Below are 14,265 nucleotides of genomic sequence, written 5' to 3'. Positions count from 1 at the left end.
GATAAACGCACAGCATAAATATACATAAATAGATGCTTATGCACCTGCTTTGAGCGCTAGGCGTCGCGGTAAAGAAGCTCCATAACCTCTTCATAAGGGGCGGGGTGCAGGCCCCACGCATCCACTCCAACGTCGACCTGACCAGGGCCGGTGATGGGCGCCGCGGAATGCAGGTGGCCGTGAATGACGTATGGCACGTCCAGGCGCAGCGAGTCGTAACGGGACTCCATGCCCTCGTGATCCTGACCGGGGCGCGGGAAGTGGCACAGCCAGGCAACCTCGGTATCGGCCTTCCTAGCTAGGTCCTCGTTATCGGCCACTCCGTCGCCGTCCGGATCCCACGGGACCACACACTGGTAGGGCTGCACGGAATCGAAAACCTCCAGGAAGCGGCGCTGCCGCTCGGCGCTGTTGGCGTGCAGCGGATGGCAGGAGTCATGGTTGCCGGCGATCAGGTGAACGGTGACGTCCAGGCCAGAGAAGGCCTCGGCCAGCAGGTCCAGCGCTCGTTCTTCCTGCGGACCCCACCCAGAGGAAATATCGCCGAGAACCCACAGCGTGTCGCCCGGAGCCAGGGCGCTGGTGAGGTTGCTCAGAATCGTTGCGTCGTGCCGCTCGACGTCCGCATCGATCTCCCCGCTGGTGCCGTAGCCACGTAGTTCGGCGACGAAGGGGTGACCAAGGTGCAGGTCGCTGGTGAACCAGGTGCGGGGTTGATTCATTGGTCACTCCTTCTGTTGGGCGCAAGCCGTTAGAACCACTCTAACTAATCTCCCCACCCCCGTTCACGGCAGGCTTTTCGGAGAATTTCATACTTTGAGACTGTCGTCTCATATACTGGTCACATGACGACCGAAGAGAAGAAAACCGAAGCGCCCGAAACCGGCGCGGAAAACACCAAAGCCGCCAATGCCACCAATGCCTCCGAGGAACGCTCCGCCACCATTGCCGTGTGGGCGTTCCCCGCATTCATCTTGATCGGCGCCGGCCTGGCACTGGCCAGCCCGGACACCTTCACTCCCCTGGCGGCGCACATCTCCACGATGATCGCCATCATCATGCTGTGCATGGGCCTCACGTTGACGCTGCCGGACTTCGCACTGGTCATCAAGCGCCCCATGCCGATCTTCATCGGCGTGCTGGCGCAGTTCGTCATCATGCCGCTGGGTGCGGTGGCCGTTGCCAAGCTGCTGGGGCTGAACCCCATGCTGGCGGTCGGCCTGCTGATGCTGGGTTCCGTCCCGGGCGGCACTACTTCCAACGTGGTTTCCTACCTGGCCAAGGGCGACGTCGCCCTGTCCGTGACCATGACCTCCGTCTCCACGATCCTCTCCCCGATCGTCACCCCGGTGATCATGCTGCTGCTCGCGGGCGAGGAAACCCCGGTGGACGGCGCCTCCATGGCGTGGAGCCTGGTCCAGACCGTGCTGCTGCCCGTCATCGGCGGCCTGGTCATCCGTGTGATCTTCGACCGCATCGTCCAGTTCTTGCTGCCGGTCCTGCCGTGGCTGTCCATCATCGCCATCGGTGGCGTGGTCTTCCCCGCAGTGGCTAAATCTTCGGAGACCCTGATGAACGTCGGCGTAACCGTCCTGGTCGCCGTCATCATCCACAACACCATCGGCTACATCCTGGGCTACTTCGCCGCCCGCGCTACCGGCGAATCCCCCGCTGTGCGCCGTACCACCGCCATCGAAGTCGCCACGCAGTCCGCTGGCCTGGCCTCTGGCATGTCGGGCAAGTACTGGGCTCCAGAGGCCGCTATCCCCGGTGCGGTCGCCGCCGTGTGGCACAACATCTCCGGCGCTCTGTTCGCTTTCCTCATGCGCCGCTTCGCCAAGAACTAGCGGACCCCTACCATGGGGTTCATGCGTATCTTCGGCTTTGAATCCTTCGGCGGCCCCGAGGTCACCAGCTTCCTTGACGTCGCCGACCCCACCTGGCAGCCCGGCAGCGTGCTGATCCGCCCCACGGCGATCAGTCTGAACCCCGGCGACATTAAAGTGCGGAACGGCCAACGCCAGGGCTCATTCCCGGTCTCCTTCCCCATGGCCATGGGCCGCGAGGCCGCCGGAATCGTCGTCGAGGCCGACCCTTCCACCGGGTTTTCGCCAGGTGATCGCGTCTTTGGCTCGGCTTTCTCCAGCACTGGTGCTGCGAGTGATTCTTTTGTTCTTTTGGACGCCACCTCGACCGCAGCTATCCCCAGCGGTGTAGAGGCCACGGATGCGGCCTGCCTCCCCGCGGCCGCCGGGACCGCCTATGACGCTTTGGCGGAACTGCACAACCTGGAAACCTGGCCGGATGAGGGCGCCCGCCTGCTGGTGATCGGCGCGGGCGGTGGCGTAGGCACGCATGCTCTGCAGTTGGCGCGGCATTTCGACATTGAGGTCATCGGCATCGCCAGTGCTCGCAAGAAGGTGCTGGTAGAGCGCCTGGGGGCGCGCTTTATGGATACCGCGGAACTGGGCAAGACCGGTTCCCACGTCACCGTTCCGCCGGTGGACGGCATTCTGGACCTCGTCGGCGGCGGGGTCTTGGAGGGGCTGGCGCATCTTGCACCAGAGGGCGCGATCCGCAGCGCTGCCGACAAGCAGCTGGCCGCCCGCCTGGGCGGCAGCGGCATCACTCGCATCCGTACCCAGGAGCGTTTCGCGGAGCTCGCCCGGCTGGTTGTGGAGGGCGCGATGCGCCCGGTGATCGGCAGGGAACTACCCTTCAGCGCCGCCGCTGAGGGCTACCAGGAGGTCGAGTCGGGCCACGCGCTGGGAAAGGTCGTTCTCACTGTGAATGACTAGCGGAAGCGCTAGGCTTCTTCATTAATACGACTCATTCCTTTACTTAAGGACGTTTTCATGAAGCGCATGTCTGCACTTGCTCTATTCACCGTCGCCGCAATGGGTTTAAGCGCCTGCGGTTCTGAAGACTCCAACGATGCCGCCGGCTCCGACAGCTCCGCCAACAGCTCTGCACAGCAGGATTCGGCAGCTAAGGATGAAGACTCTACGGAGGACGACTCCAAGAAGGGTGACAAGGCAGACGAATCCACGCGCGCAAAGTCCACCAAGAAGTCCGGCCCCAACCCCACCCCACCGGCTTCAAACCACGGTTCCGGTCACAGCTCTGCCGCAGAAAGCAACAGCCGCGCAGCTGAGCCGACGCGAGGCAAACGCAAACGTTCCTCTTCCGCTGGAGGCCCTGCCTACCCGCGAAATGACTGCGGGGTCACTGCAAATGGCGCTGACATCAGCGTTCCTCTCCTAACATCATGCGAGTTCGCTGATGCGATTTACGCAGAGGCATTGAAACCCACCTACGCCTATAGGTCTAGCAACCCTAACGTGACGGCTCTACCCCGTGCGAGCATCACAGTCACCGACCCCGATTCCGGTGATACTCATGCGATGGACTGCCGCGTGGGCTCGGACGGCAGCACTCTAACTTGTCAGGTAGGCAAATCGAACGATTACGACTTTGGGGCAGACTTCGCCCTGAAGCAAAAGAAGTGGGTCGACTACCTCACAATCGCCACTCCCCAGTAGGACTCCCCCTGCGCCCTTCACGGTTCAGGCGGCAGCTAGGCAGGGGTCAGCGCGCCGGCAGTAGCGATCACCGCGAACTCCGCGATCCAGATCCACAGCCAGGGGCGCTTCGGTAGCAATGGCAGCTCGTCTGCCAGTGAAGGCCGCGCGAAGATGGACTGTGTCGCCGAGTCGAAGGATTCCCACACTTCCCGGTAATCGGACTCCGTGGCAGCCCACTGCCGAACCGCCTTGGTATCGCGGTTGTTCGCATACATCCAGAACAGTGCCGGTCCGGCAAACATAAGACAGTAGAGCACCGCCAGGAAGATCCTTAAGGCACCCTCGACGCCCTCCATCGAGCCGGATAGGATCCCGAACAGCATCATCGCACCCAGGATCAATGCCAGCCAGGCCGCGATCTTCTTCGCGGTGCTCGGGCGGTACTTCGACAACCGAATGCGACGAGCTTCCAGATCCTGCTCATCGGAAGTGCGCACGACCTGCCCATCATGTGGATCCTCGTCGGGCATCCAGCCAGCCAGATAATCCTTATCCTGCGGGCGCTGCGGGTCCTTGTAACTCATGGATCTCAGTGTAGGCACTGCGCCGGACAACCCACAGCTCATTGTTCGATTTCGAGGGCTACACTGTGAATGTCCCTTTGGACTGTCCCAATGGACGTCCTATTTCGCCGACGCATAAGAGGAAACATACAGACGCAGTGAGCCAAACCAGCCCCGACCATCAGCCCTCCCCACTATCCCCGAAGCCCCCGCGCAACCCCGCGGAGTTCCCCATCCCCCAACGCCCGAGCGCTTGGGAACTGTTCAGTACCTTCAACTCAAAGGCCTCGGGCTGGGCTGGTGGACTGCGAGCCGCACTGTCGTTGCTGATCCCCGGCACTATCGCATGGTCGTTGGGCCACACCGATGCGATGTTGCTAGTTGCTGGAGGAGCGTTCACCGTCATCTACGGCGGCAATCTGCCGTACCGCATCCGCCTGAAGGTGATGGCGTTCTCCGCCGTCCTGCTGGCCGCCTGCCCCACCATCGCCGCTTGGCTGGGCAAGATGATGTGGGAGCACATGGATTCCGGCGGCTCGCATTGGTGGCTACTCATCGCCGGCGTGTACTGCACCTTCCTCTCCGGCGTGTTCACCTACGCACAGAACGCACTGCGCCTGCCGCCACCGGGCGGCTTCTTCATCGTCATGGTCTCCGGCGGTGCCACGATGATCGCCCGCAACGACCTCAACCCGCTAGCCATCGGCGGTTGGGCCTTGTTCGGCGCATTCGTCGCCATCATCGTGGGCATGTTCCCCGCCCTGTTTAATCCGCGCGGCCCCGAGCAGCAGGCCATTCGCACCCTTAACAACGCAGTAGCAGACTTCGCTGAAGATCCAAGCCCCGGCAACTACTACCTGGCCCGCACTTCCCTCTCCGAGGCGTGGACCACGCTCATGGGCGCGGGCATCGTCTCCGGTGGCAGGGTCATCCGCGAGTCGCAGCGCGACCTGGTGGTGCAGGTGCAGCAGGCCCGCCAAAAACTCATGTCCGCCAGCGCGCACTCAGGCTACGTGGATACGGACGAGGACTTCTCCGATACCAACGGCATGGTCGACCCCACCCGCACCGCAATCCCACACCACAAGCCTTCGGTGAAGTACCGCTTCGGCCGTTCACTCAATATCCACAGCCATGCGGAGCTCAGCATGGAAAAGGTAGTGCTGGCCAGCCTGGTCTCTTGTGCCATCACTATCCGGTTGGGCCTGGACCGTCCCGACTGGGGAGTGATCACCGCCCTGCTGATCCTGCAATGGGGTCCGGAGAAGATCCCCGGTACCGTCCGCGGCGTCCACCGACTCTTAGGATCCGTGCTGGGCATTGGCCTGTTCGCCATCGCCCATGCCTTCCAGATCGGCGGCCTCCCCCTGCTGTTCTTGCTGGCTGCCTGCCAATTCGCCGCCGAGTTCTTCATCGTCAAGAACTATGCGTTCACCGTCATCTTCACCACCCCCATGGCGCTGATGATGGGCAACTCTCTCGACCGCCCGCTCGGCGACGTGGTGATCGACCGCCTCGCCGAGGTGTGTATTGCGGTTATCTGCTCGTTTATCTTCTTGTGGCTGTGGCGTACTACGTCGGACGCCCACTACCACCGCCGCCTTGTAGGCCATTGCGAAGCGGCAATGGGTGCCCTGCTGGGCGCTTTGCTGATGAACCCGCCGGACCACGCGCTCTACGCGCGCCGCGATCTGCAGTTCGAGCTGCTCAGCGAGCGCAAGCACATGATGAAGATGATCAACAACAACTCGCCCTATGCGCGCAGCATGTGGGCCAAGCACAACCAACTGCAGCTCACCGGATATACCCTGCTGGATTACTGCAACGCCCACGCGGACGAGGAGCTCTCCTTAAGCGAGATCAACCGCCTGGCCGCGGCGGTGCGCCAGCTCGGCTGAGCCTAGTGGGCGTCAATAAATCTAGTCGGTAGATCTAGTCGGCGTCAGTAGACAGAGCCGCGACGAAGGCCTCCTGCGGAACAGAAACCGAACCGATGGCCTTCATGCGCTTCTTGCCTTCCTTCTGCTTTTCCAGCAGCTTGCGCTTACGTGACACGTCGCCGCCGTAGCACTTGGAAAGAACGTCCTTGCGCAGGGCGCGGATGTTCTCGCGGGCAATGATCTTGGAACCAATGGCGGCCTGTACCGGCACCTCGAACTGCTGGCGCGGGATGAGCTCCTTGAGCTTCACGGTCATCTTGTTGCCGTACCAGTGGGCATTCTCGCGGTGGACAATAGCGCTGAACGCGTCCACCGGGTCGCCCTGCAGCAGGATGTCCACCTTCACCAAGTCAGCCAGCTGCTCACCGGCTTCCTCGTAGTTCAGCGAAGCGTAGCCCTTGGTGCGAGACTTCAGCTGGTCGAAGAAATCGAAGATGATCTCACCCAGAGGCATGGTGTAGCGCAGCTCCACGCGGTCCTCGGAGAGGTAGTCCATGCCGCCCATCTGGCCGCGCTTGGACTGGCACAGCTCCATCGTCGCACCCAGGAACTCCGCAGGCACAATGACGGTCATCTTCACGATCGGCTCGTAGATCTCGCGCATCTTGCCACCCGGCCAGTCCGAAGGGTTGCGCACCAGCACCTCGCTGCCGTCCTCCTTGACCACGCGGTACACCACGGAAGGAGCAGTAGAGATCAGGTCTAGGTCGAACTCGCGCTCCAGGCGAGCGCGGGTGATCTCCATATGCAGCAGGCCCAGGAAGCCACAGCGGAAGCCGAAGCCCAGGGCCACGGAAGTCTCCGGCTCGAAGGTCAGGGAGGCATCGTTGAGCTGCAGCTTCTCGATGGCCTCGCGCAGGTCCGGATACTGGTCGGCACTGATTGGGAACAGGCCGGAGTACACCATCGGGGTCGGTTCTTGGTAGCCCTTCAGCGGGGTTTCCGCGCCGTTGACGGCCCAAGTGATCGTATCGCCCACCTTGGACTGGCGGACGTCCTTCACACCGGTGATGATGTAGCCAACCTCGCCCACACCGAGCCCCTTGGTCTTCGTCGGCTCTGGGGAGACCACGCCGATTTCCAGGGTTTCGTGGGTCGCGCCGGTACTCATCATCTGGATCTTCTGGCGGGATTCCAGCTTGCCGTCCATCATGCGCACGTAGGTCACCACGCCGCGGTAGATGTCGTAGACACTGTCGAAGATCATGGCACGGGCCGGCGCATCGGCGTCGCCGACCGGGGCGGGCACGAGCTCACAGACCCTGTCCAGCAACTCGGACACACCTTCGCCCGTCTTGCCGGATACGCGCAGCACGTCCTCTGGCTCGCAGCCGATGATGTGCGCGATCTCCAGGGAGTACTTCTCCGGATCTGCCGCGGGCAGGTCGATCTTGTTCAGCACCGGGATGATTTCCAGGTCGTTTTCCATCGCCAGGTACAGGTTCGCCAGCGTCTGCGCCTCGATGCCCTGTGCTGCGTCGACCAGCAGGATGCAACCCTCACACGCCTCGAGGGCGCGGGAAACCTCGTAGGTGAAGTCCACGTGGCCGGGCGTATCAATCAGATGCATCACCAGTTCTTCGCCCGCGTGCGCGCCGGTCTTCGGCACCCAGGGCAGGCGCACGTTCTGCGCCTTAATAGTGATGCCACGTTCGCGCTCGATGTCCATGTTGTCGAGGTACTGGTCGCGCATGTCGCGGTCCTCGACCACGCCCGACATCTGCAGGATACGGTCCGCCAGGGTGGACTTGCCGTGGTCGATGTGGGCAATGATGCAGAAGTTACGGATCCTCTCTGGGTCCGTAAACGTCTCCGTGGCGTAATTCTTCTGCTTGGCTGCCATTTGCCCTCCTCTTTCGCTTATGCGTAACCCTACTATGCATCGCCCCGGAAGTAGCAGACGGGGTTTAGCTGCGAACCTTATTACTGTGCGCACGTGGTTCGGGTAATCTGTCACCTATGGCTGGTTCCGAAGGAAGTGTTGTGGATGTGACGCCCCCACGGGGGAAATCCCGCAATCCCATTGGGGCCATCAAGGGGTTCTTCCAGCGGTTTTATATCCGCCATTTCACGCGCCGGCAGGCTCTGAAGCGCGGCATTGCCGAACTTAATGCACACCTGGGAATGGGGGCGGAGTACGCCGGTTTGGCAGGCGACCGGGACGAAACCATCAAGACTCCCAGCCGGGAGCTCGCCCGCCCGGTCACCTACATCCCGGACATGGACGGGCAGGCGGATGCTGGTGAGGTCGTGTGGGCAGACATCCGCCCGAAGAAGGGAGTGCCCCCCGAGCGGCGCGCAGTGCTTGTGGTCGGGCGCAAGAGCCACCGGCTTCTCACCCTGCTGATTTCCTCCCGCGAGGAGTACGCTGATCAGCCGATCTGGGTTCCCATAGGAACCGGCCCGTGGAGCTCCGGCGCGGACCGCGATAGCTGGGTGCGTATAGATAAGGTGCTGCAGGTGCCGGAATCTCACATCCAACGCCGCGGCATCCCGCTACCCTCCCGCCGTTTCGATCGAGTAGCCAACGTGCTGCGCCAGGAGTACGGCTGGGGCTAAAAAGACCCGCCCGGAGCTTTTTGCCTTTTCTGCTCCCCTGCTGCTAACATTTCCCGAGTTCACAGTGCTGCTCGTAGCAGCCACTAGCGCTAACCCCTAGTGCCAGCGCCGTTATAGAGACGCACTGCGAGGCCACGCCGCATCCCACAGGACCTTGGGTGGGGTGTTAGAGACCGCGCGGCCGCGGCGGGAGCCCGCTCCCCTGAACAGATTTTTTCCGAAGACTTTTTGAAAGAAGAGGCACGCCACCATGGCAAACATCAAGCAGCAGAAGAAGCGCGTTCTCACCAACGAGATCGCTCGCAAGCGCAACCAGGCTATCCGTTCCCGCCTGCGCACCGAGACCCGCAAGTTCAACGCCGCCGTTGAGGCTGGCGACAAGGAAGCCGCTGAGGCTCAGCTGCGCGTCGCTTCCCGCTTCTACGACAAGGCCGTCACCAAGGGCACCATCCACCGCAACAACGCGGCAAACAAGAAGTCCGGCATGGCCGCTCGCTTCAACAAGATGGCCTAAGGTTTATCCAAAAGATTCTCCAGCCGGCACTTGCCTGAATCGAGGCCCGCACCCTTCTACAGAGGTTGAGACGTTGCGTCACAAAGCAACAACAGCAACAACCTCCCCCGGGTGCGGGTTTTCGTTATGCCCTAAGCTTAAGAGCTAGATTAGGGCTGGATACAGCCACAGCTGACCGCTGCTAATGACTTTTCAAAGGAGTTCGACAAAGGGATGAAGGATCGCTTCCGCTCAGCCCTACTCGGCACCGCCCTGGGCGATGCGTGGGGTTACCCGTACTTGAACGAGCCACAGCCCGAACGCACCCCGCTACCCGATTCGCTGGTGATCAGCGACGCTACGCAGATGACCCTGGCCCTGTGCGCCGCTATGGCGGAGATTGACGACGGGGACCTGGACCGCGAAGAGGGCATGCAGGCCATCGGCCAGCACTTCATCAACTACCACGGCGACCGGGATTACGACCGCCACCCCGGGGCTTCGAACACCGAGTCTCTGGAGCGGCTAAGCCTGCTCGGGGCGGAGCACTGGGACGATGTGGCTACTCACTCGGGCGGCTCCGGTGCCGTAATGCGCGTGGCGGCCAGTGCTTTGCTCGCTCCCGCCGATGAGGGCGTGGGCTGGTCCGTCCTGCAGGGCATCTTGACTCACGACTCGGGCGTGGCCCGCGCCGCGTGCGCGATGGTGGCCTGCATGCTGGCTGCTAAGAAGGGCACCCGCCTGCTCGACGTCGCAGAAGGCTTGGCCGGCGACGAGAACTTCGATAACGATAGCCTGCTGACCAACGAGGAGAAGCTGGACATCCTCACGGACCTGGACGAGGCTTTGATCACAGATCTGACCGGCCCCGACGTTCCGTTGAGTGAGCTGATCTCGCGCGTCAGCGCCGTGCACGAGCACCTCACCCCGTTCCTGCAGCAGGGCGACTTCGAGGAGCTGTACCGCCATAGCGGCAAGTTCGTGCAGATTCTGGGTCGTGGGTGGGACGCAGGCTCCTGCACCGCCTCCGCCCTACTGCTGGCGCAACTGTACCTGGATAATCAGGATCAGTACGCCCCGCACGACTTCCTGCACGTGGCCGTGAACTGGCCGGGCAACCGCAATACTCGCGCTTCACTGACTGGCGCGCTGATCGGCTCCCACCTGGAGGGTGGCGTGGACGCATGGGAGGAAACCCGTGAGTACGATTTCGAGTCGCGCTACGACGACGCGGTGCACTGCGGCGTGTGGAAGGGCTTTAACGCCCGGTAGCGCTGTACCCGCTGCGCAATCTGCGCTCTGGCTGCCCGCCAGCGACGTAGGCGATTTTGCGCACCGCGTCCTCGACCGCGAAGTCGGGGTCGGCGCTGTGCCCCTTCACTCCCGCGTCTAGCTCCGCGGTGATCTGCACCGCCTGCGCGATCATGGGGGTGGTCCAACGCCGGGCGGTGCGGATCGTTTTGTCCAGCTTCCACGGTGCCATGCCGAACTTCGCCGCATCCCGTCGGGAGTTGATGTTGCCCGCGCCCGCCACCTTTGCAATGTCTGCGATCCCGGAGCTCAGCGCGCTGGCCAGCAGAACCGGCGCCACGCCCAGCTGTAGCGCCCGGCGCGCCAGCGCCACTGCGGCGCGGACGTTTCCGGCGATGGCGTAGTCGGCTACTTCGAAGCCGCTGACCTCCGCTTTGCCCTGGTAGTAGCGCTTCACCGCTGCAGCATCTACGTGGCCGTCCGTATCAGCGATGAGCTGGCTGATGGCGCTGGCCAGCTGGCGTAGGTCGCTGCCCACCACGTCCAGCAGCAGTTCGCACACTTCGCGGGTCACGCGCGCGCCCTGGCTGCGGAACTCTTGGTCGATGAAGGCCAGCTGTTCGCGGCCCTTCAGTGCCCCGGCTTGGAATACCACCGCGCCGAGTTTCGGCCAGCTATCCACCAGCTTCTTGTTGCGGCCTTTGCCGGTGTGCACGATGATCAGCACCACCCCGTCGGCTGGGTCTTTGATGGCTTGTTCCAGCAGCCCGACGATCTCCTTGCCTGTGTCCTCCACGCCGGTGACGACCACAATGCGGTCCTCGGCGAACAGGCTGGGGCTTAGCAGTTCGGCCAGTTCGGGTGCGCTGAGTTCAGAGGCTTTGCGCATCTCTACCGGCAGGTTCGGGTCTCCGCTGGCGGCCCGCGCCTGGTCGACGATGCCCTGCCTGCGCCGTTCGGCCAGGAAGTCATCGCCGCCGACGATCAGGTTGATGGGTGCGGGATGCTCGGGGCGGTTCATGGGTTCGATCTTGCCAGATCTGCGCGCGCGACTTCTAACGGATCTCCACCTTGTCCTTGCACGGGTAGTACACGGGCACCCCGTTGGGCATAAAGCTGGGTCTGTCGTGGGGTTTTCCACACTGCGTCACGATCACCGCCACCTGTTGCGCTCCCCCTTTCTCCGCCACGACTGCGTCGATCTGTTGCTGTTGCCGCATCGCCTGGTCGTCGTCTCGAACTTGAAACACTGCCTTACCGGCTAGGTCCACCGGCTCTGTCTGGATTGCTGCGGGCGCGTCTGGTGTTTCTAGTTTTATGACGCCCCCTCGTCCCCACACCCCTATCATCAGCACCCCGCACATAAGCGTGGCCCAGCCCCAGCGGAGGGTGCGCCAGTAGCTGGCGTAGCGCACGCTCGCCAGCAAGACCGCCAGCAGAGCGCTGGCTATACCCGCCCATAGCCATCCGCCCGGGGTGGCGAGCATCGGCGCGCCAGACCCCGTGCGGGCCACCTGCAGCACCCATGCCGCGCATGGCACCGCGGGGGCGACAATGAGCTTGGCCAGCAGCATCGTCACCGGTGGATAGATCGCCGCCAGCAGTGCTGCCATGAGCCCGAGTACGGTGATCACTGGAACCACCGCCGTCACCGCCAGGTTGCAGACGACCGCGACCAGGGAGACTTTCCCCGTCATATGAACAATGATCGGAATGGTCACCAGGTCCGCTGCGATAGCCACCAGAACCATGCGCACCACCATCGCCTGCAGCTGGGTGGGTCGCTCGTGGGCGGGCAGCCAGGGAATCAGCGGCATCCTAGCCAGCACGGCTTTTGACCACCAGGGAAGCACCACCACGATGCCCGCCGTTGCCGCCACCGAGAGCACGAAGGCGTAGCTAATGGCCATGCCTGGGGAAAGCACCATCAGCGCGATAATGGCCGCGCTCAAGGAGGCGATGATGTCCGTCCAGCGGGCAGAAGCCACCGCCACCAGGCCGACGCTGCCCATGATCGCCGCGCGCAGCACACTGGGTTCCGGGCCGACCAGCAGCACGAAGGCCACGAGGGCGCCGGCTGCCACCAGCAGCCGGGTGAGGCGCCCCGCCCGGCAGGCCGTGGCCAGCACCAACGCGGCTCCAGTGACTACCGCGACATTGGAGCCCGAGACCGCGCTGAGGTGGCTTAGCCCAGTGACGGTGAACTGGTTGCGCAGAGTGGAATCCTGCATGCTGACGTCCCCCATCACCATGCCGGGCAGGATCTTCCCGGCTTCCCACGGCAGGTCTGCGCACAGCGCGTGGAAGCCTCTGCGCAGCCAGGCGGTGACGCCCCATATGCCCTCCGGGTCGGTGATGTTCTCCGGAGCTCGGGCGGCGGACAGGGTGACGGGAACCATCTCTGCCCCGCGGGCGGGGCGCATGGTGGCAGCAATGTCGAAGCTCATGCCGGGTTGGAGAGCCGTGAAGTCGCCCGCGCTCGCTGTGCCTCCGCCTACTCCGTCGCCTCCAACACCGGCGCCAATACCGGCCAAGTCGGGGCGTAGAAAAAGCGGCACCTCCCCCAGGCCGTCGATGTGCACGGGGACCAGCACCGTCCCCTCAGCGACCTGTTTCGGCAAGCCCGCCACCGTTACCCGCTGCTGCACACTGCCCGCTGTAGTGGAGAGGTCCTGCAGCAGCGGCTGGGCGTCAATAATTAAGATCCGCCACCACGTGCCCAGGCCCACCGCGCTGGCGACGGCCCCAACAGTCGCAGCGCTGCGCGCGAGGAGGCGGCGCCACGGGGCTCCGTAACTGCGGCGGGCGTGCCACCACCACGCAACGCTGGCGAGCGTGATGAGTCCTCCTACGACAAGTGGCCAGAAGCTGCGGGTGAGGATGATCGCGGTGGCCATGAGCCAGCAGCCGAGCGCGACGGGGACGAGTCGCAGATCAACACCGCGGGCTTTGGTGACGGCTTCCGGACTGAACGGCTCCGGCGCGCCCAACACTAGCGAGCTAGATAGTGACGGCATCGCGCATCGCTTCGAACTTCGCCGGGCCAATGCCGCGGACGTCCAGGAGCTGCTCGATGCTGGTGAAGGAGCCGTTGGATTCTCGCCAAGCGATGATGGCCTCGGCGGTGGCGGGCCCGATGCCGCTGATGGTTTCCAGCTGCGCGGCGTCGGCGGTGTTGAGGTTCACTTTGCCGTCTGCGCCGTCGGCTTTACCTCCCTGCGCTGCTGACCCGCTGCCTGCCCCACCAGGTTTCGTCCCGTCCGCACCTGCGCCTCCGGCTCCACCCGGCGCGGCTTGCGCTCCACCGGCGTACACCACGCGCGAGCCACGATCATCCACCACGATCTGCATGCCATCGCTGACCGGCTCCGCCAGATTGATGCCCAACACGACCGCCTTAGGCAAACCGCCGCCTGCGGCTTCTATGGCCTCGCCCACCCGGGTGCTCGCCTGCACCCGAAGCAGCCCGGGGTGATGCACCATCCCCTGCACACTCACCACGACTTCCTGGTTATCGTCCTGCTCGATTGCCTGGCCGCCATCCCCCGCCGGGGCCAACCCCGTCCCGTCTGCCGTCGCGGCACCACCCGCACCTGTTTCAGTGGTGCCACCAGGTACCCCGGGCTCGCCAGTGGTCGCCAGTATATCGGCGCCGCCTACTCCCGCCCCGTCATCCGAATCTTGCCGTTGGCAGGCGAAGAACGTGACGCTGATGAGGACCGCCACGACCACCGTGACGATAAGCCCCCTGGATGCCGTGCTGCCTATGACCGTGTGCGTGTCTAGGTCAACGTTGGCGAGCTCATGCTCCGGCATGGGCTGGGCTAAGGCTTCGGCGCGGGCGCGAACCTTGTCGGCAGAACTCTGCCGCATACGTCGTGTGGACATGCGCCGATCAGACCATGCCCTATAGACCGCCAGCCGTCAGGCACCGC

13 protein-coding genes are annotated in these 14,265 nt (G+C 63.6%); 7 read left to right on the top strand and 6 right to left on the bottom strand.

Annotated features, from left to right (window positions below; translation table 11 throughout):
- Positions 1-56 precede the first annotated feature (56 nt).
- Entirely contained in the window at positions 57-722 is a 666-nt protein-coding gene (locus L8V00_RS06070; RefSeq protein ID WP_034985356.1) for a metallophosphoesterase, read from the bottom strand.
- 123 nt (positions 723-845) lie between these two features.
- On the opposite strand from L8V00_RS06070, the gene L8V00_RS06065 reads away from it, so the two are divergent.
- Genes L8V00_RS06065 through L8V00_RS06055 form a run of 3 tightly spaced genes read left to right on the top strand, consistent with a single transcriptional unit; the run spans position 846 to position 3,542 of the window.
- On the top strand, positions 846-1,847 hold the full coding sequence (locus L8V00_RS06065) for a bile acid:sodium symporter family protein (RefSeq protein WP_269944507.1): 1,002 nt from the start codon (positions 846-848) through the stop codon (positions 1,845-1,847).
- Between the two features lie 21 nt (positions 1,848-1,868).
- On the top strand, positions 1,869-2,798 hold the full coding sequence (locus L8V00_RS06060) for an NADP-dependent oxidoreductase (protein ID WP_239316949.1): 930 nt from the start codon (positions 1,869-1,871) through the stop codon (positions 2,796-2,798).
- Positions 2,799-2,855: 57 nt separating this feature from the next.
- Positions 2,856-3,542, top strand: coding sequence for a hypothetical protein (locus L8V00_RS06055; RefSeq protein WP_269944506.1), 687 nt, complete (start codon positions 2,856-2,858; stop codon positions 3,540-3,542).
- A gap of 35 nt (positions 3,543-3,577) precedes the next feature.
- Here L8V00_RS06055 and L8V00_RS06050 read toward each other — a convergent pair whose 3' ends face one another.
- On the bottom strand, positions 3,578-4,108 hold the full coding sequence (locus L8V00_RS06050) for a hypothetical protein (protein WP_269944505.1): 531 nt from the start codon (positions 4,106-4,108) through the stop codon (positions 3,578-3,580).
- 137 nt (positions 4,109-4,245) lie between these two features.
- Between L8V00_RS06050 and L8V00_RS06045 the strand changes: the two genes are divergently transcribed.
- Positions 4,246-5,985 (top strand): FUSC family protein, encoded by a 1,740-nt coding sequence (locus tag L8V00_RS06045; protein ID WP_269944504.1) that lies wholly within the window; start codon positions 4,246-4,248, stop codon positions 5,983-5,985.
- A 34-nt stretch (positions 5,986-6,019) separates the two neighbouring features.
- Here the strand turns inward: L8V00_RS06045 and lepA are convergent, their stop codons facing one another.
- Positions 6,020-7,870 carry a translation elongation factor 4 gene (gene lepA, locus L8V00_RS06040; protein ID WP_070487372.1) on the bottom strand — a complete coding sequence of 617 codons (1,851 nt, stop codon included), beginning with the start codon at positions 7,868-7,870 and terminating at the stop codon, positions 6,020-6,022.
- Between the two features lie 116 nt (positions 7,871-7,986).
- Here lepA and L8V00_RS06035 point away from each other — a divergent pair, with 116 nt between their 5' ends.
- The 3 genes from L8V00_RS06035 (at position 7,987) to L8V00_RS06025 (ending at position 10,351) form a co-directional block, all read left to right on the top strand.
- Positions 7,987-8,586, top strand: a complete 600-nt coding sequence (locus L8V00_RS06035; protein ID WP_035005334.1) for a type II toxin-antitoxin system PemK/MazF family toxin — start codon at positions 7,987-7,989, stop codon at positions 8,584-8,586.
- Between the two features lie 250 nt (positions 8,587-8,836).
- Positions 8,837-9,100, top strand: a complete 264-nt coding sequence (gene rpsT / locus L8V00_RS06030) for a 30S ribosomal protein S20 (RefSeq protein WP_005296442.1) — start codon at positions 8,837-8,839, stop codon at positions 9,098-9,100.
- 213 nt (positions 9,101-9,313) lie between these two features.
- Positions 9,314-10,351 carry an ADP-ribosylglycohydrolase family protein gene (locus L8V00_RS06025; protein ID WP_035005335.1) on the top strand — a complete coding sequence of 346 codons (1,038 nt, stop codon included), beginning with the start codon at positions 9,314-9,316 and terminating at the stop codon, positions 10,349-10,351.
- On the opposite strand, the gene holA is transcribed toward L8V00_RS06025, so the two are convergent.
- The 3 genes from holA to L8V00_RS06010 are packed head-to-tail and all read right to left on the bottom strand — an operon-like array spanning position 10,338 to position 14,218.
- Positions 10,338-11,351: a DNA polymerase III subunit delta gene (holA, locus tag L8V00_RS06020; RefSeq protein WP_070487373.1), complete on the bottom strand. Its 1,014-nt coding sequence runs from the start codon at positions 11,349-11,351 to the stop codon at positions 10,338-10,340. The two genes, L8V00_RS06025 and holA, sit on opposite strands and share 14 nt — an antisense overlap.
- 34 nt (positions 11,352-11,385) lie before the next feature.
- Positions 11,386-13,347 (bottom strand): ComEC/Rec2 family competence protein, encoded by a 1,962-nt coding sequence (locus L8V00_RS06015; protein ID WP_269944503.1) that lies wholly within the window; start codon positions 13,345-13,347, stop codon positions 11,386-11,388.
- Positions 13,331-14,218 (bottom strand): ComEA family DNA-binding protein, encoded by an 888-nt coding sequence (locus tag L8V00_RS06010; protein WP_035005338.1) that lies wholly within the window; start codon positions 14,216-14,218, stop codon positions 13,331-13,333. The genes L8V00_RS06015 and L8V00_RS06010 overlap by 17 nt, the downstream gene beginning before the upstream one ends.
- Between the last annotated feature and the right edge of the window lie 47 nt (positions 14,219-14,265).

The organism is Corynebacterium evansiae (genome assembly GCF_027570065.1).
In the GTDB taxonomy this organism is placed as follows: Bacteria; Actinomycetota; Actinomycetes; order Mycobacteriales; family Mycobacteriaceae; genus Corynebacterium; species Corynebacterium evansiae.
Note: the sequence above shows the minus strand (reverse complement) of the source record. Positions and strands in the feature narration are given on the sequence as shown.

Bases quoted from the DNA above. Each gene is read 5' to 3' on its own strand.
- L8V00_RS06070 (WP_034985356.1), bottom strand. From the start codon at position 722: ATGAATCAACCCCGCACCTGGTTCACCAGCGACCTGCACCTTGGTCAC.
- L8V00_RS06065 (WP_269944507.1), top strand. From the start codon at position 846: ATGACGACCGAAGAGAAGAAAACCGAAGCGCCCGAAACCGGCGCGGAA.
- L8V00_RS06060 (WP_239316949.1), top strand. From the start codon at position 1,869: ATGCGTATCTTCGGCTTTGAATCCTTCGGCGGCCCCGAGGTCACCAGC.
- L8V00_RS06055 (WP_269944506.1), top strand. From the start codon at position 2,856: ATGAAGCGCATGTCTGCACTTGCTCTATTCACCGTCGCCGCAATGGGT.
- L8V00_RS06050 (WP_269944505.1), bottom strand. From the start codon at position 4,108: ATGAGTTACAAGGACCCGCAGCGCCCGCAGGATAAGGATTATCTGGCT.
- lepA (WP_070487372.1), bottom strand. From the start codon at position 7,870: ATGGCAGCCAAGCAGAAGAATTACGCCACGGAGACGTTTACGGACCCA.
- L8V00_RS06035 (WP_035005334.1), top strand. From the start codon at position 7,987: ATGGCTGGTTCCGAAGGAAGTGTTGTGGATGTGACGCCCCCACGGGGG.
- rpsT (WP_005296442.1), top strand. From the start codon at position 8,837: ATGGCAAACATCAAGCAGCAGAAGAAGCGCGTTCTCACCAACGAGATC.
- L8V00_RS06025 (WP_035005335.1), top strand. From the start codon at position 9,314: ATGAAGGATCGCTTCCGCTCAGCCCTACTCGGCACCGCCCTGGGCGAT.
- holA (WP_070487373.1), bottom strand. From the start codon at position 11,351: ATGAACCGCCCCGAGCATCCCGCACCCATCAACCTGATCGTCGGCGGC.
- L8V00_RS06015 (WP_269944503.1), bottom strand. From the start codon at position 13,347: ATGCCGTCACTATCTAGCTCGCTAGTGTTGGGCGCGCCGGAGCCGTTC.
- L8V00_RS06010 (WP_035005338.1), bottom strand. From the start codon at position 14,218: ATGTCCACACGACGTATGCGGCAGAGTTCTGCCGACAAGGTTCGCGCC.